A 21,821-nucleotide genomic window follows, 5' to 3' on the forward strand; every position below is an offset into this window, starting at 1 on the left:
TCAGGCCCCCGAACCCCCCTGCCTGACACCTCCGAACGCAGCCCCGCTCCCGCCCCGCACCGGCCCTTCCGGACGGGGCCCCGCACCCGCCCCTCCCGACGTCCTTCTCACCTCCGGACCCCTGCATCCATCATCCGGACCTCCGGCGCTCCGCGCCGGCGCACAGCCAGGAGAACCCGCATGGACACTGAGACCAACGCCGTCTCACGGCGCACCGCGCTCGGCGCGGTGGGGGCGACAGCCGCGGGCGCGGCGCTGCTGGCGGGCGGCGGCAGCGCCTTCGCCGCACCGGCCGTATCCACCACCGCGGCCGGCGAGCCGGCGGCCGAAACCACCGGTGGCCCGGTCAGGCTGCTGCTGAACGGGGCGCCCGCCACCACCGGCAGCCACGGCTTCCCCGACGAGGTGGACACCGTCGTCCTCGACAACGGCCTCGTGCGGTTCACCTTCGGCCGGGACGACCTGAACGGTGTCTACTCGGGATACACGGGCGTGTCCGTCGCCGCCGTCTCGGTGGTGGTGGACGGCGTCGAGCTGGGCCACCACCTCAACGGGTCCAAGCCCGTGGACGACGGCAGGGCGCCCTCCTTCTACGTGGACGACCGGGGCGGCAAGACACGCCTGATGTGCACCGAGGTGCGCGTGCTGAGGGTCGGTCCCGACCTGGTGGAGGTGGCGTTCGTCGACAGCACCAGCACCCCGCTCCACCACGAGCACCACCTGATCATGCGGCGCGGCCGGCGGGGCGTCTACGGCTTCGACGTGATGACGGCGGCCGAGGCCACCACGATCAGCGAGGTGCGCCTCGTCAGCCGCTGGGACCGCACCGTCTTCGACCACTCCTTCAACTGGGAGCGCGGCAGCGGCCAGCAGCCCACCTACGACTACCTGAACACCCAGGTCAAACTGCAGGACGAGACGTGGCGCGTGGACGGCGTCAACAACAAGGACCTGGCCGCGCCCGACAGCAACTCCGGCAACCTGCCGCCCGGCACCGCCTACAGCAAGTACGAGTGGAGCCTCTACCACCACGAGAACCCGATGTTCGGGCACTACGGCCACGGCTTCGGGGTGTGGTTCACCCCACTGGGCGGTGTCACCGGCGACACCCTGTGCGCGTTCTACGGCGTGGGCCCCACCCACCAGGACCTGGCGATCCACCAGGACGCCACGATCCTCAACTACTTCGGCGCCAACCACTACGACCTGCCCGGATACGATCTCCCCGCCGGATACACCCGGCTCTACGGCCCCTGGTACACGTTCTTCACCACCGCGGACGAGAACGACCCGGGGACGCTGATATCCGACGCGGCGGCCACGGCCCGCGCCGAGATACGCGAGAACCGGGCGGCGGCGGACTGGATCGACCACCCCCTCTACCCGGGCGCCGCCCAGCGCACCACGGTCACCGGCCGGCTGGCGCTGAAGGACGGCAGACCCGCCGGCGGCTTCTGGGTGCTGCTGTCCACGCAGGATGCGGACGACGTCTACACCATCCACGAGCCCACCTACTTCGTGCGCACCGGCGCGGACGGCTCGTTCACCCTGCCCGGCATCCCCCCGGCCTGGAAGCCCGGCACCAGCGACCCCGGCACGTACACCCTCTACGTCTTCGCCGCCGACGGATCCGTCACGGAGCAGTACAAGCGGACCGGCATCACGCCCGCAGGGCGGGCGCACGACCTCGGCACGCTCACCTGGGCACCCGCCTCCACCGGCACGTTCCTGTGGCAGATAGGCCGCTCCGACCGGACCGGCGGCGAGTACGCCCTGGCCACCCACCCCGTGGAACGGGACCACCCGCGCGACTACGACAAGCCGTCCCGCATCCCGGGCGACCTGACGTTCACCGTCGGCGAGAGCTGGGAACCGGCCGACTGGTACTACGCGCAGACCAGCCCGGGCACCTGGACCGTGCGCTTCAGCCTCGACCGCGTGCCGGCCGGGACGGCGGCGCTCACCGTCTCCTCGTCGATGCAGGCCGGCAGCGCCCCCACCGTGGCCGTGAACGGGTCCACCGACGGCATCACCGGGAGCCTGTCCGACAGCGACGGCCACGACGGCAACGGCCTCGGCGGCACCATCGGCCGCCAGGCGGACCGCAGCGGCCGGCGGCGCGTGAACGTGCTCACCTTCCCCGCCTCGATGCTGCGCGAGGGCGCCAACACCCTTGAGTTCACCCGGGGCGCGAGCATCCCCGCCGGGGACGGTCTCGGCTGGGACACCCTGCTGCTGGAGGTGGCACCCGCCGACCCGGCCGCCGCCCCCGCGGCGGCGAGGCTCAAGGCCGAGGTGGTGGGCCTCGCGGGGAGCCGGGACGCGGTCACCTGGACGGTGCGCCTGCGCAACACGGGACGCGGCACCGCGCACGACGTGCGGCTGACGGGGGTCCGGCGGCAGGCGCGGTGGGGCGGCGGCGAGCCCCTCGCGGTCGCCGATCGCGACCCGGCGCTCTTCCCGGTGCCCGTGACGGCGACGCTGGCGCCCGGTGCGTCCACCACCTTCCGGGTCACCGCCGCGCCGCCGCGGGAGCCCACCGCCGACCCCCGTTCGGTCGTCCTGGCGCTCAGCGCGGACGGCGGCCGGGCCACCACCACCGCCTCCGCCCGGACGGCCACCTGGCCGTGGGCCGCGAAGAACTGACACCAGAGGAGTCGTGCCATGAGAAGTCGTGCCATCTGTGATCTGGCGAGGGGACGCCCCGCTTCAGCGGGGTGGGGAATCGCTTTCCTGGCTTGTGGTAATTTGGTTCTGCCCCGAAAGGGGCCGGTTCGGGCTGGACCGCAACCCTCGGGTTGGAAGCCCCCCTCCTTCAGGTGGGGGAGCGGAGTCACGAGAATCCGGGTCGCACCAGAGCGCCGCCGCCCCCGACTGCTGACCGCCATCACCGTGGCCACCGCCGTGGCCGCGTCGCTCACCCTCACCGCGTGCGGCGGGGACTCCGGCGAGTCCTCCGACGGCAAGGTCCACCTCAGCTTCTCCTGGTGGGGCGACAGCTCGCGCGCCAAGTCCACCGAGGCCGCCATCAAGGTCTTCGAGAAGGCCAACCCGAAGATCGAGGTGAGCACCCAGTACGCGCAGTTCGGCCCGTACAACCAGAAGCTCGCCACGCAGATGGCCGGCGGCGGGGCCCCCGACCTCATCCAGATCGACTGGGGCAACCAGAGCCAGTACGCCCGAAGCAACACCCTGCTCGACCTCGCCTCGGGCCCCGCGAAGGCCGACTTCTCCGGCCTCGACCCCAAGTTCGCGAGCAGCGGCAAGGACGGTGACAAGCAGGTCGCGGTGCCCTTCGGGCAGACCGCGCAGAGCTTCGTCGTCGATGAGACCAAGCTCAAGTCGCTCGGCGTGCCGGTGCCGAAGCCCGACTGGACCTGGGACGACCTGGCGGACTTCGGCAAGGCCGTGCACGACAGGTCGGGCGGCAAGCTCTCCGGCATCTCCGACCCCGGCACCACCTGGGCGGCGTTCCAGTCCTGGCTGTACCAGCAGGGCAAGGACCTCTACACGAAGGACGGCAAGCTGGGCTTCACCCAGGCCGACCTGGAGGGCTTCTGGAACCTCTGCACCAGCCTGCGCAAGTCAGGCGCCGCCACCCCGGCCAACCAGACGGCCACCCTCGCCAACGGCCCCGCCGAGGACCCGCTCGCCAAGGGCACCACCACGGCCGAGTGGGACTACGACAGCATCTACGCCAGCCACTCGGCGGCCACCAAGGACAAGCTGGTGCTGCTGCCGCTGCCGGCGGTGGGCGGCAAGACGGGCATGTACGCGAAGCCGTCGATGCTGCTGTCCGTCTACGCGGGCTCCAAGCACCCGGCGGAGGCGGCCAAGCTGCTGAGCTTCCTCGTCAACGACCCGTCGGCCGCCAAGGCGCTCGGCACCAGCCGCGGGCTCTTCCCGAACCTGAAGGTCCGGGGAGACCAGGCGTCGTCGGCGACCGGCCCCGACAAGGTCGTCTCCGACTTCGAGGCCGCGAGCGCGGCGAAGCTGAGCCCCACACCCTCCGCGCCCCCCAAGGGCGACGGCCAGCTCATCACCCTGATGCAGCGCATCTACGGCGGTGTCAGCTTCGGCCAGCAGAGCGTGTCCGCCGGTGCCAAGGACTTCATGGCACAGGCCCGGCAGGCGCTCTCCAAGTGACATCCGGCGGGCGCCCGCCCCATGGCCCGGGCAGGCGCCCGCTCCCGACCGCCAAGGGGCCTGAGCAAGGAGGAAGCCGGTGAGCTCGACGGCCAGGCTCGAGAACCCGGTGCCCGCATCGGCGGCACCGAAGAGAACGCACCACCGCACCACGCCTGCCAGGGGCCTCGCCGACCGCACCGCCGGATATGTCTTCCTGCTGCCCTGGTTCGCGGGGCTCGCGGTCTTCACCATCGGCCCGCTGGTGTACTCGCTCTACCTCTCGTTCACCGACTACAACCTTCTCCAGCCCCCGCGCTGGGTGGGCTTCGCGAACTTCACGGAGATGTTCTCGGCGGACCCACGCTTCTACCACGCGGTGAGGGTCACCCTGATCTACGTGGTCGTGGTGACGCCGGTGAAGCTCGCCCTCGCCCTGGCCGTAGCCCTGCTGCTGAACCGCAGGCGGGCCGGTGTGGGCCTGTACCGCTCGCTGTTCTACCTGCCGTCGCTGCTGGGCACGAGCGTCGCGGTCGCGCTGGTGTGGCGCTCGATGTTCGCCCAGGGCGGCGCGGTCAGCAACGGCCTCGGCTCGCTGGGACTGCCGAAGACCGACTTCATCAACAGCACCACCTGGTCGCTGCCGGCGATCATCCTGCTCGCCTGCTGGCAGTTCGGTGCGCCCATGGTGATCTTCCTCGCCGGGCTCAAGCAGATCCCGGCGGAGCTGTACGACGCCGTGGCCGTGGACGGCGCCGGAACGTGGGGGAGGTTCCGGAACGTCACCCTGCCCCTGCTGTCGCCCGTCATCTTCTTCAACGTCCTGCTGGAGACCATCAACTCCTTCCAGGCGTTCACCCCGGCGTTCATCATCAGCAACGGCAGCGGCGGCCCGGCCGACTCGACGCTGTTCTACACGCTCTACCTGTACCAGCGGGGCTTCACCGACTTCCGGTTCGGCTACGCCTCGGCGATGGCCTGGATCCTGCTCGCGGCGGTCGCGGTGCTCACCGCGGCGATGTTCCGCATCTCCCGGGTGTGGGTCTTCTACTCGGACGGAGGAAGCCGATGAGCGAGCAGACCACCCTGCGGGGCGGCGGGCCGTCCGCGGTCGCCGGGCGCCGCCCGGGCGCGCAGCGCCGGTCGCTGCTGTGGCACGTCCTGGTGATCGTCGCCGTGCTCGTCGTGGTGTATCCGGTCGTCTGGATGATCGGCACGTCCTTCAAGCCCGCGACCGAGATCGTCACCTCCAACCGGCCCTGGCCGCTGCACGGCACCCTGAAGAACTTCTCGGCGGGCTGGGGCGCCAACCCGGGCGTGACCTTCGGGCACTTCTTCATGAACTCGCTGATCATCTCCGTGCTCGCGGTGGCCGGCACCCTGCTGTCCTGCTCGCTGGCCGCCTACGCCTTCAGCAGGCTCTCGTTCCCGGGCCGCTCGGCGCTGTTCGGGGTGATGGTGGTGACGATCCTGATGCCGTACCACGTCCTGATCGTCCCCCAGTACGCGATCTTCAAGACCTTCGGGTGGATCAACACCGACCTGCCGGTCGTGGTGCCGAAGTTCCTCGCGACGGAGGCGTTCTTCATCTTCCTGATGGTGCAGTTCATGCGGGGCATCCCCAGGGAGATCGACGACGCGGCCCGCGTGGACGGCTGCGGGCCCTACCGGACCTTCCTGTGGGTGCTGCTGCCGCTCACCCGGCCTGCCCTGATCACCAGCGCCATCTTCGCGTTCATCTGGACGTGGAACGACTTCTTCACGCAACTCGTGTACTTCAACAACGCGAGCAAGTTCACCGTGCCCATCGGCCTGTCCCTGTTCGTGGACCAGACCGGCATGACGTCGTACGGGCCGATGATGGCGATGTCGGTCCTGGCGCTGCTGCCGGTGTTCCTCTTCTTCCTCGCGTTCCAGCGGCTCCTGGTGGGCGGGGCCACGTCGAGCGGGCTGAAGGGGTGACGCGGGCATGAGCCGGGTGACGGGAACGGGCGCACGGGCCGGGACCACCGGCGGGCACACCCCGGCGGCCTCCGGAACGGGGCGCCGGGCAGTGGTGGCGCTGGGGCCCGAGCGGGCCGAGCAGGTGCGCATGGCGGCGGAGGCGATGGCCGTCGGGGTGCTGTTCGCGCTCTTCTCGCTGCCGCTGGTCACCGCCGGGGCGGCGTGGTGCGCGGCGGCCGAGGTCACCGCGGGCTGGCACCAGGGGCGGGAGCCCGCCCTGCTGCGCACGTTCGCCCGGACGGTCCGCCGCGATCTGCTGGCCGGACTCGTGCTGGAGGCCACCGTGCTGGCGCTGGCGGCCGCCACCTGGTTCGAGGTCCGCCTGGTGCTGGCGTCGCGCCTGCCGGGGTACCCGGTGGAGGCCGCGGCCCTGGCGCTGCTCGGGGCGTGCGCGGTCGCTTTCGTCCTGCTCACGGTCGCCTGCCGGGCCGCGCAGGGGCCGGTGCCGGGGGCCGGCGCGTGGGGCGCGGCGGTGCGCACGGCCGTCCGGCAGGCACGGCTCGCGCCCACCACCCTCGTCCTCGTGGTCGCCGGATGCGCGTGCGTCGCCGCCCTCGTCGCGGTGATCCCGGCGTTCGCCGGGTTCATGGCGGGTCCGCTGGCGTACGCGGTGTCGGTGGTGACGGCGCGGAACCGCGGCGAGGGCAGTGGGGGCGGCGCGCGGTGAGGGCGGGCCCGGGGGTGTCTCCCAGGCCCTCATCGCGTCGCCGGGGCCCGGCGGCCCTCGAACCGTGGCGGCGCCCCGGCAACCGTGGGCGGTGTCCCGTCAGTCGAGGTGGAACACCTCGGTCAGCAGCACCCTGGCGTCGTCGGCGGTGCTGCCGTCCGGGGCCTCGAAGAAGGGGGCCATCTCCCGCTGCCAGCGGGCGTTGACGTCCGCCGACGCCATGCCGCGCTCCGCCGCGGCGAAGTCGTCCGTCTCCAGGTAGCCGACGAGCAGCCCGTCGTCGTGCAGGAAGAGCGAGTAGTTGCGCCAGCCCGCCGACCGGAGCGCGTCGAGCATGTCCGGCCAGACCTCGGTGTGCCGCCGCCGGTACTCCTCGATCCGCTCCTTGCGTACCCGCAGCAGGAAGCACACACGTTCCACGATCGGTCCTCCTCGGACGGCGGTTCGTCACGGCACACGGGCGGCGGCCCGGGGCGAACGCCCGGCGGCGCGGTGCCGGCGCCAGCATAGGAAAGCGGTGGCCGGATTCTCTCCTGCCCCCGCCCGGCAGACGAGACGATGGGTTCGGCGCTGCCGGCCGGCGGCCTTCGGTCGGCAGGTCGCCGCGGGTCAGGCGCGCACGGCGGCCAGGCACTCGTCGTACAGGTCCATGATGTCGCCCTTGCCGGCGTTGTCGACCCACGTCATCGATGCGGCGTCCAGGCACGCGAACGCCGTCGCGATCACCGCTCGGGCCCTCGGATCCGCACGGCCCTCAGCAGCGTCCATACGCGCCGCGATGAGCGGCAGCAGGTGCTCCTGGAACCGCAGCCGCTTTTCGAGCCAACCGGCACGCAGCGACGCGGTGTTGTGCAGGAGACGGAACCGCTCCAGGGCCTGCTCGCGGCTGTCGTGCAGGGCCAGCACGGCGGCAACCCCCGCGCGCAGGGCCTCCCAGACGCCGGCTTCGGCCGGCAGTTCGCTGATCGTGCCCGTCAGGACCTGGCCGAACCGGTCCTGGTCGCCGCCGAGGAGGTCCTCCTTGGTGCCGAAGTAGCGGAAGAGGGTGCGCTGGGAGACGCCCGCCTCCCGGGCGATCTGGGCGATGGTCGTCTCGTCGTAGCCCTGCTCGGTGAACAGGCGCAGAGCCGTGTCGAGGATCTCCTGGGAGGCCAGCTGCCGCGTCCGGTCCCAGAGCGTGGGGGGCGATCCCGTCGCTGTCCTGGCTTCCCGCTTCATACGGCCAGGTTAGCGCAGTGCTGCCAGAGTGGCGCCCGAATGCAGGGTGACTCTCATATGCACTCTGGCAGTAACTGCCAAATAGGCGTACGCTGTCATGCAGTGATCGTCGCGGTACGGCCCGCTGCTCCTGCGGAGCGGAGCCGCTCGCCGACCACCCCTGCCTCCCAGCGGCACGCAAAGGAACGCATCATGCCCGCACCCGCAGCTCTGATCACCGGTGGAACCAGCGGCATCGGCAAGGCGACAGCCGAACTGCTCCACTCCCGCGGCTACCGCGTCATGGTCACCGGTGCCGGCGATCCCGCCGGTGCCGGACTTCCCGAAGACGTCATCGCCGTCCGGGCCGACGCCCGGTCCCTGCCGGACATCGACCACGCGATCGGCCAGGCGCGCCGGCACTTCGGCTCACTCGACGTGCTCTTCCTCAACGCGGGCGTCTCCCGCCCCGGCTCGATCGAGTCGACCGACGAAGAAGCCTTCGACGTCCTGTTCGACGTCAACGTCAAGGGCCATTTCTTCACCTTGCAGAAGGCGCTCCCGCTCCTCAACGAGGGCGCCTCCGTCGTGTTCACCGTGGGTGCCGGCGAGGGGCTCGGCGCCGCCATGACGGCGGCCAAGGGCGCTCTGGTGCCCCTCATGCGGTCCCTCGCGCTCGAACTCGCCCCCCGCCGCATCCGCGTCAACGCCGTGAGCCCAGGACTGATCGACACCCCTGCCTACAGCAGGATGGGTGTGTCCAGGGAGATGATCGACTCCTGGGCTCGGGACGTCCCGCTCGGCCGTGTCGGCGCTCCCGCCGACATCGCCGAAGCCGTGGCCTTCCTCGCCTCGGACGCCGCCGGCTACATCACCGGCGACAACCTCACCGTCTCCGGAGGCATCGGCGTCCACGCCCGCGCCTGACGAGCGGCTCTGCCCGGCCGGCCCTCAGTGCAGTGACAGCCCCTTCGTCTCCGGTGCCCATGCGACGGAGACCGCCGTGCCGATCACCAGGAGCGCCGCGAGGGCGATGATGGAGAAGGAGAAGCCGTACGCGGAGAGGCTGATGGGCAGCAGGAACGTGCCGATCGCGGAACCGATCCGGCTGAGCCCGTTCAGCAGCCCGACCCCGGAACTGCGCAGGGCGGTCGGGAAGAGTTCCGGCGGATACACCTGGTCCAGGTTGGACGAGGCCGACATGGTGAACGTGAACACCAGGAACAGCGTGAAGAGCAGCAGGGTCGGTGCGTGCGGCCAGATCCCGATCGGCGCCAGCATGACCGCCATGACGACGAACGACCAGATGACGAACCCGCGGCGGGAGAACCGGGCCACGAACCACAGCCCCACCACGCCGCCCAGCAGCAGGAAGACGTTGAGCAGGCCGCCCACGAGGTAGTCCTCGCCGCCCAGGCCGACCCGCGCCATGATCACCGGGAGGAACGTGTAGATGGCGAAGTACGGGATGACCTGGCAGTTGTAGTAGAGGACGCCGAAGACCGTGTTCGTCCGGTGCTGGGCGCGGAACAGCTCCCGGTAGTCGTACGACTCCGCCGGCTCCCGGTGTCGCAGCAGCTCCCGGAAGTCGACCCGGGGCCCGATGTGCCGGGCCACCACCCTCCGGGCCTCGTCGATGCGGCCCTTGCTGATCAGCCAGCGCGGCGACTCGGGCGTACCGACCCGCATCACCAGCACGAACACCGCCGGAAGCGCGCTGGAGGCCAGCAGCCAGCGCCAGCTGTCGCCGCCGAAGCCGATCACGTAGTTCCCGAAGAAGTACGCCGCCGTGTACCCGACCGTCCACATGGCGGTCAGGGACGCCAGCAGCCCGCCCCGGTGGCGGCGGGGGCAGAACTCGGCAACCAGCGTCGGCCCGAGCGCGTAGTCCGCGCCGATGCCGAAACCGATCAGTAGCCGCAGCACGAACAGCTCCGCGGGCCCGGTGACGAAGAACTGGGCCGCGGAGGCCACTGCGATGAGCAGGAAGTCCAGCATGTAGAGCCGCTGCCGCCCGTAACGATCGGCGGCCCAGCCGAGCACGATGCTCCCGGCGAAGATCCCGATCAGCGCCGAGGCGCCCAGCAGCCCCTGCCAGGCCGCACCCAGCCGCATCTGCGGGCCCACCAGCGTCAGCGCGATGCCGATGATGCCGAGGTGGTAGCCGTCGGAGAAGTTCGCGCCGAACGTCAGCGCGGTGATCTTGATGTGGAAGCGGTTCAGAGGGGCGTCGTCCAGCGAGAGGGCGGGCTCGTCCGGGGCTGGGGCCGTCCGGGCCGGGGTCGGGCCGGTCCCGTTCCGCGCGGTCCCGTTCTGCGCCGGTCCGGTCCCGCCGGGCGTCCCGCCGGGGGAGGGGTCGGGGTCGTCCGGTGCCCGGCCTGTCCTGGCTGCCTGCGCCACGCCTCGTTGCGTGTCGGGGACGTCTTCCATGGGTCTAACCCCTCGTCGTCGCGTACCGGCCGTCGTCGCGAACCGGTCGTCCTCGCGAACCGGGCCCCGGCCCGATCCGCGGACGGCCCGGGGCCCGGGAGGGCAGGCCGCAGGGCGCACGCAACCAGGGCCCGCGTCCCGCGGCGCGTGCTCCCGGTTCCAGGCGCGCCCTGGGTCGATCACTGCACCGAGTCCGTCCAGCCAGGCGCCCGGACGGGCCTGAACGAATCCCGGTCCTCCGACTCCTTGCCTCTCGGCTGAATGAAGTGTTTCATTCACCCTTAGTTGTGAATGGAAACCTGTCAAGGGGGTGGAGATGACCGACAGCAGCCGTGTCCTCGTGGACGGCCGGCGGTTGCGCTGCACGGACGTGGTGCGCGTGGCACGCTGGAGCGCCTCCGCGGAGCTGGACCCGGCAGCACTCAAGCGGGCCCACGAGGCGTATCTCGTCGCCAAGGACATCGGCGCCAAACGCGCGGTGTACGGGCGCACCAGCGGCGTCGGCGCCAACCGGCACCACATCGTCGACCCCGACACCGCCGACCAGCACGGCCTCCGCCTGCTGAAGAGCCACGCGGGGGGCACCGGACCGGCGGCACCGGACAGCCTGGTGCGCTCCACCCTCCTCATCAGGCTCAACCAGCTCGCCGCGGCCGGCAGCGGCGTCCACCCCCGGCTGGTGCGCGCCCTCGAAACCGCCCTCCGCGTCGGGGCCGTCCCGCGCGTCCACTCCCTGGGCGCCATCGGGACCGGCGACCTGAGCGCACTCGCCGAGATAGCGCTCACCCTCGCGGGACACCGGCCCTTCGCCGTCGGCTCGCTCGATCCCGTGCCCATCAGCCCCGGAGACGCCCTCGCGTTCATCTCCAGCAACGCCGCGACCCTCGCGGAGTCCGTTCTCGCCTGGCACGACCTGCGCGAACTCCTGCACGCCAGCCACGCCGTGGCCGCGCTGTCCTACTGCGCGCTGCACGGCTCTCCCGAAGCGTTCTCCGAACGCGTCCACGCCCAGCGGCCCCACCCCGGCTCCCTGCACTGCGCCGCCGAGATGCGCCGCATCCTCTGGGGGGAGGGCGAGCCGGAGCCGGGCAGCCGGCTCCAGGACCCGTTCGGGCTGCGGGCCTTCCCGCAGGTCCAGGGGCCCGCACTGGACGCCGCGGACGCCCTGGAGAGCACCCTCACCATCGACCTCAACGCCGCCGCCGAGAACCCGTTCATCGACATCGAGACCAAGGACGCCTACCACCACGGCCACTTCTCCACGGCCTACCTGGCGCTCTCCCTGGACCACCTGCGGGCCGCGATCCACCACGTGGCCGAGCTGTCCGCGGCACGCCTGAGCGACCTGGTCGAACCCGAACTCACCGGCCTCACCCCGTTCCTCTCGGCGGGGCCGTCCGGCAGCTCCGGCATCATGATCCTCGAATACGTGGCCCATGACGCCCTCAGCCAGCTCCGCCACGCCGCGGCACCGGTCACCCTCGGCACGGCCGTCATCTCCCGCGGCCTGGAGGACCACGCCAGCTTCTCCACCCAGGCGGCCCGCAGCGCGACGGCCGTCGTTACCGCCTACCGCACGGTGCTCGCCTGCGAACTCATCGGCGCCGTACGGGCCTTGCGGCTCGGCACCGCGGAACTCCCGGACGCCCCCGTGTCCGAAGCCTTCCGCACCGCGGCGGAGACCCTGCCGATGATCCCGGAGGACCACCCCCTCACCCAGGAGATCACCCACGCGGAACACGTCCTCAAGACGTTCGCCAGGCTTTGACACGGGCCCGGCGCGCAGGGGTGCGCGTCTCAGAGGGGGATGCGCCGAAGCCGCCCCCCGAGGGGGCGCGGGGCTGTGTCGATGTGCGGCTCCGCCGCGCGGGCGCGACCAGCCACAGCGGACCCGCACGCATACACGGCGACAAGGGGGCAGCCGCAGGTGATGCGCCGAAGGCGCCGCAATAAGGGGCGCGGGGAACTGCGCAACGAACCAGGGCTGACCTGCACACATCCAGGGCGGTAGAGGGGCGCTCGGGGCTGACGCGCCGAAGGCGCACCCGCGGAATTTTCGACCGGCCCAGCCACCCCATATGCTCGGTTGCCATGGCACCGCCCCAGAGCCCGGATGTACCTCGGGTACGCCCTGCCCCACCGGTACCGGGGGCGCCGTGAGCCTGCGCTTCGCCGTCCTGGGGCCGCTGCGGGCCTGGCATGGTGAGATCGAACTGGAACTCGGCCCGCCCAAGCAGCGCAGCCTGCTGGCGCTGCTGCTGATCCACGCGGGGCACCCGGTGTCCGTCCACGAGATCGTCGACACCCTGTGGGGACAGGACCCGCCGGACAGCGCCGTCAACGTGGTGCAGCGGCACGTCGGCGCCCTGCGCCGGCTGCTCGAACCCGGCCTGCCGGCCCGGGGCGCCTCCCGGTGGCTCGTGCGCGGCTCGGGCGGATACCGCCTGGAAGTGGAACCCGACTCGCTGGACCTGCTCCGCTTCCGCGCCCTCTGCCAGGACGCGGAGCGGTCGGCCGAGGCGGGGCAGCCGGCCGGCGCCGCCGAGCTGCTGATCGCGGCCCTGGACCTGTGGCGGGGATCCACCGCCTCCGGCATCGCACCCGAGGTGCGGTCGCACCCGGCGTTCACGGCCGTCGACCGCGAGTACGCGGACGCCGTCACCGCGGCCGCGGACCACGCGCTGGCCGCGGGACCGGCGCTCGGCGCGCGGGTGCTCGCGGTCCTCAGGCAGGCCGCCGCGCAGCACCCCCTGGACGAGGCGTTGCAGGCCAGGCTGGTCGCGGTGCTCGCGGCCACGGGGCACCAGGTGGAGGCCCTGGACGTCTACCGCACCGTGGGCACCCGGCTCGCGGAGGACCTGGGCCTGGAGCCCGGACCCGAACTGCGGGCCGCCCAGCAACAGGTACTGCACCAGGCCGACACCGCGCCGCCCGCGCCCCCGGCAGAGCCGGAGAGCCGCGAGAGCGCCCCTCAAGGGCCGCCCGCCACCACCGGCGCGGGACAGAGCGCGGGCGTCCCGGTGCGGCCGGCGCAGCTGCCGGTGAGCCCCGCGACCTTCACCGGCCGCGGCCACGAACTCGACCGGTTGCAGGAGCTGCTGGACGCCGCCGACCGCCCGTCCCCGGGCGTGGTGATCGGCCTGATCGGCGGCATGGCGGGCGTCGGCAAGACCACCCTCGCCGTGCACTGGGCGCAGCAGGTCGCGCACCGCTTCCCCGGCGGGCAGCTCTACGTCGACCTGCGCGGGTTCCACCCGGACGGCTCGATCATGAGCCCGTCGGAGGCGATACGGTCCTTCCTCGACGCCTTCGGCGTGCCCTCGCACCGCATCCCGGCGGGCCTTGAGGCGCAGGCCATGCTCTACCGCACCCTGCTCGCCGACCGGCGGATGCTGGTCGTCCTGGACAACGCGCGGGACACCGAACAGGTCCGGCCGCTGCTGCCAGGGGCGCCCGGCAGCCTGGTCATCGTCACCAGCCGCAACCAGCTCTACGGCCTCGTGGCCCGGCAGGGCGCACGTGTCCTGGCGCTGAACCTGCTGAGCGAGGCCGACGCGCGGGAGTTCCTGACCCGGCGGCTCGGCGCCGACCGGACCGGGAGCGAGCCCGGCGCCACCGCCGAGATCATCGCCCGGTGCGGCCGGCTGCCGCTGGCGTTGGCCATCGTGAGCGCCCGTGCCGCGATGAGCCCGGCGTTCACCCTGGCCTCCATCGCCGCCGAACTGCGGGACGGCCGGGACAACCTCGACGCGTTCACGGCCGAGGCGCCCCTCACGGACGCCCGAAGCGTCTTCTCCTGGTCGTACCGCGCACTGACCCCGGGAGCCGCGCGGCTGTTCCGGCTGCTCGCGCTGCACCCGGGACCGGACTACTGCCTCCCCGCCGCCGCGAGCCTCGCGGGCCAGGACCGCGAGCACGTGCGTCCGCTCCTGTCCGAGCTGGTGCGGGCCCACCTGGTCACCGCGACGGCGCCCGACCGCTACGGCTGCCACGACCTCCTGCGCGCCTACGCGACGGAGCTGCTGAAGTCCGAGGAGACGGCCGCGGAGTCGGAGGCCGCCAGGCGCCGCCTGCTGGACCACTACCTGCACAGCGCCCACGCGGCGGACACCGCGCTCGCCCCCAGCCGTGACCGCGTCGAGCCGCCGCCCCACACGTCCGGCGTGACGGTGATGAAGTTCGACGACCAGCGTGGCGCGGCGGAATGGCTGGAGGTCAACCGCCCGGTCCTGCTCGCGGTCATCGAGGACGACGCCCGGCACGGCACCGGAGAACACAGCTGGCGGCTCGCCACGGTACTGGAGTGGTACCTGGACCGGGTCGGCCGCTGGGACGAGCAGCTGGAAGCCCAGGCGGTGGCGGTGGCGGCGGCGGAGCGGCTGGGCGACCGGCGCGGCCAGGCGCACGCCCACCGGTCGCTGGGCTTCGCCCACGGCAGGACGGAGCGCTGGGCCGAGGCGCGCGAGCACCTCTCGCGGTCGCTGGAGCTCTTCGGCGAGATCGCCGACCCGGCCGGTCAGGGGCGCGGCCACCGCTACCTCGCCTACCTGGCCAACAGGCGGCAGCGCCACGAGGAGGCCCTCGACCACTACGAGCGGGCGAGCGCGCTGTACCGGTCGGCGGGCCGGCGCAGCGGGGTCGCGAGCATCTACAACGAGGTCGGCTGGACGTACATCCTGATGGGCGAGTACGACAAGGCCCTCGACGAGTGCCGGCGGGCCCTGGGGATGCACCAGGAGATCGCCGACAGCGCCGGCGAGGCGGCGGCCTGGGACAGCATCGGCTACGCCCATCACCATCTCGGGGAGTACGCCGAGGCGCTGGCGTGCTTCGAGCACGCGCTGGCGGTCTACCGGGAGATCAGCGACCGCTTCAACGAGGCGGACACCCTCGTGCACATCGGCGACACCCACCACGCCGCGAACCGGAACGCCAGGGCGGAGCTCGCCTGGCGGCAGGCGCTCGGGATCCTCGACGAGATCGGCCATCCGGACGCCGCCCAGGTCCGCGAGCGGCTGAGCCGCCTGAGGGAGCCCGCCGCCCGCGCCGGCCGCACCGGCACGTGACACCGGGCCCGGACGGGACCCGCGCCTGACCGGAGCCCGCGCCCGACCGGAGCCCGCGCCCGACCGCGTTCCCACGCCCGCCCCGGCCGCCACGCCCGCCCTTCGGCCTGACGCCCGCCGGGGGACCGCCGTCACAGAAGCAGCACTGTTCCGTCAGTGGCCGCTGCCTACGCTCGGTGCGCGTGCCGCTCGACCAGGGCTTGCACCGCGCGGACCGGAACGGGGACCGGTCCGCGCGGCGGCTGCGCCAGGGGATGCGCGAGGGGAACGGAGGGCCCTGTGGCACGTGCGGAACTCTTACGGCATTCCACTTCGGGGACTGGGGCATGAACACGACCACCGCCGCCGACGTCTCGACGGCCGGAGGCCACAAGGGCCTCCTGAACACGCTGATGACCGACCACACCACGGCACTCCTCGGCTATGCCGAGAGACTGCTGCACGACCGTCACCTGGCCGAGGACGTCGTCCAGGAAACCCTCATCCGCGCCTGGCGCCACAGAGAGCGGCTGCACGGCATGGACACCTCGGTCCGCGGCTGGCTGTTCACCGTGGCCCGCAACATCGTCATCGACCGGCTGCGCAGCGCCGCCGTCCGCCGCGAGACGGTCGGCACGGACGACCGGGACGTGCCCCAGCCCGACCACGACGAGTCCGTGCTGCACTCGATCGAGGCGACGGCCCTGCTACGCCAGCTCTCCCACGACCACCGCGAGGTGCTCCTGCACATCTACCTGTGCGGCAGGACCGTGCAGGAGACGGCCCGGATCATCGGGATACCCGCCGGGACGGTCAAGTCCCGGCAGCACTACGCGCTCCGCAAACTCCGCGCGACCAGCGGAACGGCGAGCGAGACGGGGAGGACGCCGGGGAGGACGGCGGAGAGGGCGACGGCTAGGGGAACCGGGACGGTTTCCCGCGTCGGATGACCGCCGCGGCGGCGGGGGAGGCGCGGCCCGGCGCGGGCACGGCTTACGGGCCGCGCGCCGGGAGTGCTGATAATCGCCCATGGACGACACCTACGGCGCCGAGATCACCTTCAGCGACCTGGAGATGTTCCTCGTCTTCAGCAAGACCGAGCACTTCGGCCACACCGCCACGGAACTCGACGTCAGCGTGGCCACCGTGCAGCGCGGCATCCGCGCCCTGGAGCGCAAGCTCGGCGTGCGCCTCGTGGAGCAGGCCGGCCGGCGCGTGCGCATGCTGCACACCGGGCACATCCTCGTCCGCGAGGCGCACACCGTGCTGCGCGCACGCCACGACGCCGTGGACACCGTCCGCGCCGAGTCCGGCCTGCCGCACCGCAGGCTGCGGATCGCCCACACCTACTCCCTCGGCCTCGGGTTCGTCCCCGGCGTGCTCGCCGAACTCCTCCAGGACCACCCGGAACTCCGCTTCCGCTGCTGGCAGGGCCCAGCCACCGACGTCGTCTCGGCCCTGCTCCACGGGGAGGCGGACGTCGCGTTCACGTCGCTGTCGCCCACCGAGTCGGACATCGTCGTGGAGCCGCTGTTCACCCAGGCCCTGCTGCTGACCGTCCCCGCGGACGACCCGCTGGCCGGCAGCGGCACCGTGCGGCTCTCCGAGGTGCAGGGCCGCTCGTTCATAGCGATGGAGCCGGGCTCCAGCAGCCGCACCCACATGGTCAACGCCTGCGCACGCGCCGGGTTCATCCCCCGCATCACGGTCGAGGGAAGCGACCTGTTCGTCGTCGAGTCGATGGTGGGCGCGGGCATCGGCGTCTCCGTCGTACCGGAGGGCATGGACAACCACCTGCATCCCCGGGTGGCCCGGCTGCCCATCGAGGACCCGGGCTCGGCCGGCCGCACCATCTTCCTCGCCTACGGACGGGGCGACGCCGCGCACGAGAGCGTCCGCTCCCTCGCCAGGATCGCCAGGACGCACGGCCGGCGCCTCGGATGATCTTTGCGTCAGACACAATGATTGCGGCGTGCGCTGTCATTGTTTCGGCCACCCGTGGCTTCTACCGTCCCGTGCATGCCTCTGGGAACCCCACACGCGGCGGCGCCCGCGCCGTCGACCGTGTCCGCGGCGTTCTGCCGCCACCTGCTGGACGCGTACGCCGCCCCGCTGCCGCCCGAGGTGGCGCGCGCCGCGCGGCGCAGCCTCCTCAACGTCCTCGGCACCGCGATCGGCGGCGCCCGCACCGCAGCCGTGGACGCGCTGCTGGCGACGGCACGTGACGAGCGCGTCCGGGGCACCGTCGCGGTGCCGGGACGGGCGGAGACGGTGGACGCCCACTGGGGCGCGCTCATCGCCGGGACCGCCGCTCACCTCGACGACTTCGACGACACCCACCTGGCGACGGTGATCCACCCCGGCGCCGCGACCCTCGGCACCCTGCTCGCGCTGGAACCGGAACTCGACGTGGCCGGATCTCGCTACCTGTCCGCGTTCGCGCTGGGCTGCGAGGCGCAGTTGCGCATCGGCAACGCCATCTCGCCGCGCCACTACGACCTGGGCTGGCACATCACCGGCACCTGCGGCGTCCTCGGCGCGGCCGTCGCCGCCTCGCTGCTGCTGGGGCAGGACGCCGCCACCCTGGAACGGGCACTGTCCCTGGCCGGCACCATGGTCCTCGGCCATCGCGAGGGGTTCGGCTCGATGACCAAGCCCTTCCACCCCGGCAAGGCCGCCGCCAACGGCGTTCTGGCCGCGCGGCTGGCCGCCGCGGGCGCGGGCGGCGGCCCGGACCCGCTCGGCCCGTCGGGCGTCCTGGACGTGCTCAGCGACCGCGTCGACCGCGGGCGCCTCGGCGGGCCGTGGGACCGGGACTGGGAGCTGGAGGACAACGCCTTCAAGCCCTACCCGTGCGGCATCGTCGCCCACCCGTGCATCGACGCGGCCATCGCCGCCTCCGCGGAGATCGGCGACCCCGGTGCCGTCACCGCCGTGGAGATCGACTGCCACCCCCTCGTACCGGAGTTGATGGGGCGCCGGCAGCCGGGGGACCACCTCCAGGCCAGGTTCAGCGCCTACCACGCCGCAGCGGTCGGGCTGATCGACGGCGAGGCGGGCATCGCCCAGTTCGGGGACGAGCGTGCGCTCGCCCCCGACGTCGTCAGGCTCCGCGGGCTGATCACCCTGCGACCCTCAGAGTCCTGCGCCCGCGACGAGGCCACCCTCCGGGCCGCCCGCGAGGACGGGCCCGAGGTCGTCACCCGCGTCCGGCACGCCCGCGGCAGCCTGGACAGGCCGCTCACCGACGGCGAGCTGTTCGAGAAGGTGCGCAAGCTGATCGAGCCGGAACTGGGAGCGGAGGCCCCCGCACGGATCCGCGACGCGGTGGACGGCCTGGACGGCGCCCCCGGCATCGCCGCGCTGGTCGCGGTGATCCGCCCCGAAAACGCCACGCAGCTGGTGCCGGGCAGCGGCACGCCCGGCACCAGCCAGGAGGACCACCGATGACCGCCACCGAAGACGTCGTCGACTTCGTCCGGAGCACGACCCCGCCGCCCGCCGCACGCGAGTCGGCGACGGCGGAGCTGGCACGGTTCGCCGAGGCCGGCCGCGCGGGCGCGGAGAGTTCGGCGGTGCGCGCCCTGCGCGCGGCGCTGGGCACCGCGGAGGCCGGCCCCGTGCGGACGGCATGGGTGTCGGCCACCGCCGCGGGCGCCGGCGCCGAGGCCGGGGCGGACGGCGACGGCGGACCGGAGTGGATCGCGGTCTGCGCCGCCGCCGGCGCGCTGGAAGCCGATCCCGCCCGCGCGGCCGAGGCCACGGCGCTCGGCTACGCGGTGGCCGAGCACATCGCCACGGCGCTGGGCACCGCGCACACCGACGCGGGCTGGGCCGCCCAGTGCACCGCGGGCGCGATCGGGGCGGCGGCCGCCGCGGGCCGGCTGCTCGCTCTCGGCGCACTCCCCACGCGCCATCTGCTCGGGCTCGCCGCGACCCAGGCCGCGGGTCTCGCCGGCGCCCGCGGCACCGACGCCTGGGCCCTGCAACTGGGCAAGACGGCGGCCAACGCCGTGGAGGCGGCGCTGCTCGCGGGGAACGGCTTCACCTCCTCGGCCGAGCCGCTCGAAGGGCGGCGCGGCCTGTTCGCACTGATGTCCCCGGGCGCCCGCCCGCCACGGGACCGGCTCGGCGCCCACTGGAACTGAGCCGCCCGGCCACCGCCCGGCCACCGGCCGGCCTGCACCGCGGCCGTCGAAGGAGCAGCAGTCACACCAGGACACGGAGGTCGCTGTGCGCAAGGCCCACATCGGGACAGGTCTGTTCGTGGCGGCGCTCGGCGCCTTCGCGCTGGTAGAGGGCGCCGGACTGCACATGTTCGGCGAACACGGCGTGCCGGGGCCGGGGTTCTTCCCCGACCTGGCCGCCGGGGCGCTGGTGGTGCTCGGCGTCCTGATGGCCGTGGTCACCCTCGTACGCCGCCAGGCACCGGCGGACAGCGGCACCGAGGAGGCCGCGGAGGGCTTCGACGCCGCGCGGGCCCTGCGCGCGGGCCGGGTGTGGATCGGCTTCGCCGCAGCCGCACCGCTGCTCCTCGTGGCCGGGTTCCTGCCCGCCATGGCCCTGCTGGTGGCGTACCTGCTGCTGGCCGTGGAGCGGATCCGCCCCCTCAAGGCGATCCTCGCGGCCGTGTTGATCCCGCTCGTCGTCTACGCCGTCTTCGCCTACCTGCTCGGCGTCGAACTCCCCACCGGCCTCCTGCTCGGCCAGGCCTGAGCGTCGTGGCACCCGGCGGACCGCCGGGGCCCCGAGGCGGGTCCCGGCACGCTTGCGCGCGGCTCAAGAGACAAGGACAGACATGGGTGCACTGCACAACCTGATGGACGGCTTCGGGGCCGCGTTCACCCCGCTCAACCTGTTCTGGGTGGCGGTGGGAGTGGTGATCGGCACCCTGATCGGGATCCTGCCCGGTCTCGGGCCGCCCGCGACGCTCGCGATCCTGCTGCCGCTCACCACCAGCCTGCCCCCGGCGACCGGGCTGATCCTGATGGCCGGGATCTACCACGGGGCGAAGTTCGCCGGGTCGACGACGGCGATCCTGCTCAACATCCCGACCGAACCGTCGTCCGTGGTGCTGTGCATCGACGGCCACCCGCTCGCACGGCAGGGCCGGGCGGGGCCGGCCATGGGCATGTCCGCGATCTCCGGCTTCGCGGCCAGCACCTTCGGCGTGATCGCGCTGACCTTCGCCGCGCCCTGGGTGGCCGAACTCGCCGTGGACTTCGGACCGCCCGAGTACGCCGCGCTGATGGCCTTCGCCCTGCTCCTCGTCATCATGATGGCCGGCGAGTCGCCGCTGCGGGGCTTCATCTCGATGGGGCTCGGGCTGCTGCTGTCGACCGTGGGCGTCGACATCTTCTCCGGGCAGCAGCGGTTCACCTTCGGCAGCACGGGGCTGTCCGACGGCATCGAGTTCATCACCCTCAGCGTCGGCCTCTTCGCCGTCGGCGAGGTGCTCGTCAACGTCGAGACGGCGATGGGCAGGCCGCTGTTCACCGTCCCCAGCAAGCTGCGCGAGCTGCTGCCCTCCAGGGCCGACCTGGTGCGCAGCCGCTCGGCCATCGCGCAGGGCTCCGTCCTCGGGTTCGTCGTCGGCGCCCTGCCCGGCGGCGGCTCCACGGTCGCGTCGTTCCTCTCGTACACCCTTGCCAAGCGCACGTCACGGACGCCGGAACGCTTCGGCAAGGGTGCCATCGAGGGCGTGGCCGCGCCGGAGGCGGCCAACAACTCCGAGTCGGGCGGCGCCATGATCCCGCTGCTCAGCCTCGGCCTGCCCGGCACCGCCAGCACGGCCGTCATGCTCGCCGCACTGCTGCTGTACGGGCTCCAGCCCGGGCCGCTGCTGTTCACCCAGCACCCCGAGATCGGCTGGCCGGTGATCGCCAGCCTCTACATCGGCAACATGGCCCTGCTCATCCTGAACCTGCCGATGATCCCGGTCTGGGTGAAGATCCTCAAGATCCCCTACTGGGTGCTGTACCCCGCGATCCTGGTGCTGGCCGTGGTGGGCGTCTACAGCGTGCGCAGCTCGATGCTCGACGTCTACATGCTCGCCGGGTTCGGCCTGGTCGGCTATGTCTTCCGCAAGCTCGGCATACCCGCCGCGCCGATGCTCATGGCCTTCGTCCTCGGCCCCATGGCGGAGAACGCCGTACGGCAGTCCCTGGTGCTCTCCGGCAACGACCCGCTGATCTTCGTGGAGCGCCCGATCGCGGCGACCGTCCTCGGCATCGCGCTGCTGGTCGTGCTCGTCATCCTCCTCACCGGCCGCAGGCGCCGCCCGCCCGCGCCCCGGGCCGCGGCACCGGAGCCCGCCCACCAGACCACCGGCACCCCGTGAACCAAGGAAGGCG

Annotated in this window: 17 protein-coding genes; 14 read left to right on the plus strand and 3 right to left on the minus strand. The window is 72.7% G+C overall.

All coding sequences use genetic code 11. From position 1 onward, the window contains the following. Positions 1-180 precede the first annotated feature (180 nt). The 5 genes from Sm713_RS34585 (at position 181) to Sm713_RS34605 (ending at position 6,796) form a co-directional block, all read left to right on the plus strand. A complete protein-coding gene (locus Sm713_RS34585) occupies positions 181-2,646 on the plus strand; it encodes a polysaccharide lyase family protein (protein ID WP_212913885.1) in 2,466 nt (821 codons plus the stop codon). Between the two features lie 246 nt (positions 2,647-2,892). After that, complete coding sequence (locus Sm713_RS34590; protein ID WP_212913886.1) at positions 2,893-4,146, plus strand: ABC transporter substrate-binding protein; 1,254 nt, start codon at positions 2,893-2,895, stop codon at positions 4,144-4,146. Between the two features lie 79 nt (positions 4,147-4,225). Next, positions 4,226-5,197, plus strand: coding sequence for a carbohydrate ABC transporter permease (locus tag Sm713_RS34595; RefSeq protein ID WP_249416885.1), 972 nt, complete (start codon positions 4,226-4,228; stop codon positions 5,195-5,197). After that, positions 5,194-6,087, plus strand: coding sequence for a carbohydrate ABC transporter permease (locus Sm713_RS34600; RefSeq protein WP_212913887.1), 894 nt, complete (start codon positions 5,194-5,196; stop codon positions 6,085-6,087). Before Sm713_RS34595 ends, Sm713_RS34600 begins: the two co-directional genes overlap by 4 nt. A gap of 7 nt (positions 6,088-6,094) precedes the next feature. Next, a complete protein-coding gene (locus Sm713_RS34605) occupies positions 6,095-6,796 on the plus strand; it encodes a DUF624 domain-containing protein (RefSeq protein WP_212913888.1) in 702 nt (233 codons plus the stop codon). Positions 6,797-6,895: 99 nt separating this feature from the next. On the opposite strand, the gene Sm713_RS34610 is transcribed toward Sm713_RS34605, so the two are convergent. Together Sm713_RS34610 and Sm713_RS34615 are read right to left on the minus strand one after the other, a co-directional pair. Continuing rightward, positions 6,896-7,216 (minus strand): L-rhamnose mutarotase, encoded by a 321-nt coding sequence (locus tag Sm713_RS34610; protein WP_212913889.1) that lies wholly within the window; start codon positions 7,214-7,216, stop codon positions 6,896-6,898. A 189-nt stretch (positions 7,217-7,405) separates the two neighbouring features. Continuing rightward, the gene (locus tag Sm713_RS34615) at positions 7,406-8,014 is read right to left on the minus strand and encodes a TetR/AcrR family transcriptional regulator (protein ID WP_212913890.1); all 609 of its coding nucleotides are present in this window, start codon (positions 8,012-8,014) and stop codon (positions 7,406-7,408) included. A gap of 192 nt (positions 8,015-8,206) precedes the next feature. Between Sm713_RS34615 and Sm713_RS34620 the strand changes: the two genes are divergently transcribed. After that, the gene (locus Sm713_RS34620; RefSeq protein ID WP_212913891.1) at positions 8,207-8,920 is read left to right on the plus strand and encodes an SDR family NAD(P)-dependent oxidoreductase; all 714 of its coding nucleotides are present in this window, start codon (positions 8,207-8,209) and stop codon (positions 8,918-8,920) included. Between the two features lie 24 nt (positions 8,921-8,944). Here Sm713_RS34620 and Sm713_RS34625 read toward each other — a convergent pair whose 3' ends face one another. Beyond that, the gene (locus tag Sm713_RS34625; protein WP_212913892.1) at positions 8,945-10,423 is read right to left on the minus strand and encodes an MFS transporter; all 1,479 of its coding nucleotides are present in this window, start codon (positions 10,421-10,423) and stop codon (positions 8,945-8,947) included. Between the two features lie 316 nt (positions 10,424-10,739). On the opposite strand from Sm713_RS34625, the gene Sm713_RS34630 reads away from it, so the two are divergent. The 8 genes from Sm713_RS34630 (at position 10,740) to Sm713_RS34665 (ending at position 21,808) form a co-directional block, all read left to right on the plus strand. Beyond that, positions 10,740-12,191 (plus strand): aromatic amino acid ammonia-lyase, encoded by a 1,452-nt coding sequence (locus Sm713_RS34630; RefSeq protein WP_212913893.1) that lies wholly within the window; start codon positions 10,740-10,742, stop codon positions 12,189-12,191. A gap of 388 nt (positions 12,192-12,579) precedes the next feature. Then, entirely contained in the window at positions 12,580-15,489 is a 2,910-nt protein-coding gene (locus Sm713_RS34635) for a BTAD domain-containing putative transcriptional regulator (protein ID WP_249416886.1), read from the plus strand. 326 nt (positions 15,490-15,815) lie between these two features. Further along, complete coding sequence (locus Sm713_RS34640; RefSeq protein ID WP_212913895.1) at positions 15,816-16,418, plus strand: sigma-70 family RNA polymerase sigma factor; 603 nt, start codon at positions 15,816-15,818, stop codon at positions 16,416-16,418. A 79-nt stretch (positions 16,419-16,497) separates the two neighbouring features. Beyond that, positions 16,498-17,412 (plus strand): LysR substrate-binding domain-containing protein, encoded by a 915-nt coding sequence (locus Sm713_RS34645; protein WP_212913896.1) that lies wholly within the window; start codon positions 16,498-16,500, stop codon positions 17,410-17,412. A 75-nt stretch (positions 17,413-17,487) separates the two neighbouring features. Then, complete coding sequence (locus Sm713_RS34650; protein ID WP_212913897.1) at positions 17,488-18,918, plus strand: MmgE/PrpD family protein; 1,431 nt, start codon at positions 17,488-17,490, stop codon at positions 18,916-18,918. Then, complete coding sequence (locus Sm713_RS34655) at positions 18,915-19,616, plus strand: MmgE/PrpD family protein (protein ID WP_212913898.1); 702 nt, start codon at positions 18,915-18,917, stop codon at positions 19,614-19,616. Before Sm713_RS34650 ends, Sm713_RS34655 begins: the two co-directional genes overlap by 4 nt. Positions 19,617-19,701: 85 nt before the next feature. Continuing rightward, positions 19,702-20,184: a tripartite tricarboxylate transporter TctB family protein gene (locus tag Sm713_RS34660; protein WP_212913899.1), complete on the plus strand. Its 483-nt coding sequence runs from the start codon at positions 19,702-19,704 to the stop codon at positions 20,182-20,184. An 82-nt stretch (positions 20,185-20,266) separates the two neighbouring features. Further along, positions 20,267-21,808, plus strand: coding sequence for a tripartite tricarboxylate transporter permease (locus tag Sm713_RS34665; RefSeq protein ID WP_212913900.1), 1,542 nt, complete (start codon positions 20,267-20,269; stop codon positions 21,806-21,808). Positions 21,809-21,821: the final 13 nt, after the last annotated feature.

The organism is Streptomyces sp. TS71-3, assembly GCF_018327685.1.
Classification (GTDB): domain Bacteria; phylum Actinomycetota; class Actinomycetes; order Streptomycetales; family Streptomycetaceae; genus Streptomyces.

Excerpts from the sequence above, each read along its gene's own strand:
- Sm713_RS34650 (WP_212913897.1), top strand. The coding sequence starts at position 17,488 with ATGCCTCTGGGAACCCCACACGCGGCGGCGCCCGCGCCGTCGACCGTG.
- Sm713_RS34630 (WP_212913893.1), top strand. The coding sequence starts at position 10,740 with ATGACCGACAGCAGCCGTGTCCTCGTGGACGGCCGGCGGTTGCGCTGC.
- Sm713_RS34585 (WP_212913885.1), top strand. The coding sequence starts at position 181 with ATGGACACTGAGACCAACGCCGTCTCACGGCGCACCGCGCTCGGCGCG.
- Sm713_RS34640 (WP_212913895.1), top strand. The coding sequence starts at position 15,816 with ATGAACACGACCACCGCCGCCGACGTCTCGACGGCCGGAGGCCACAAG.
- Sm713_RS34645 (WP_212913896.1), top strand. The coding sequence starts at position 16,498 with ATGGACGACACCTACGGCGCCGAGATCACCTTCAGCGACCTGGAGATG.
- Sm713_RS34625 (WP_212913892.1), bottom strand. The coding sequence starts at position 10,423 with ATGGAAGACGTCCCCGACACGCAACGAGGCGTGGCGCAGGCAGCCAGG.
- Sm713_RS34600 (WP_212913887.1), top strand. The coding sequence starts at position 5,194 with ATGAGCGAGCAGACCACCCTGCGGGGCGGCGGGCCGTCCGCGGTCGCC.
- Sm713_RS34605 (WP_212913888.1), top strand. The coding sequence starts at position 6,095 with ATGAGCCGGGTGACGGGAACGGGCGCACGGGCCGGGACCACCGGCGGG.
- Sm713_RS34620 (WP_212913891.1), top strand. The coding sequence starts at position 8,207 with ATGCCCGCACCCGCAGCTCTGATCACCGGTGGAACCAGCGGCATCGGC.
- Sm713_RS34665 (WP_212913900.1), top strand. The coding sequence starts at position 20,267 with ATGGGTGCACTGCACAACCTGATGGACGGCTTCGGGGCCGCGTTCACC.
- Sm713_RS34655 (WP_212913898.1), top strand. The coding sequence starts at position 18,915 with ATGACCGCCACCGAAGACGTCGTCGACTTCGTCCGGAGCACGACCCCG.
- Sm713_RS34615 (WP_212913890.1), bottom strand. The coding sequence starts at position 8,014 with ATGAAGCGGGAAGCCAGGACAGCGACGGGATCGCCCCCCACGCTCTGG.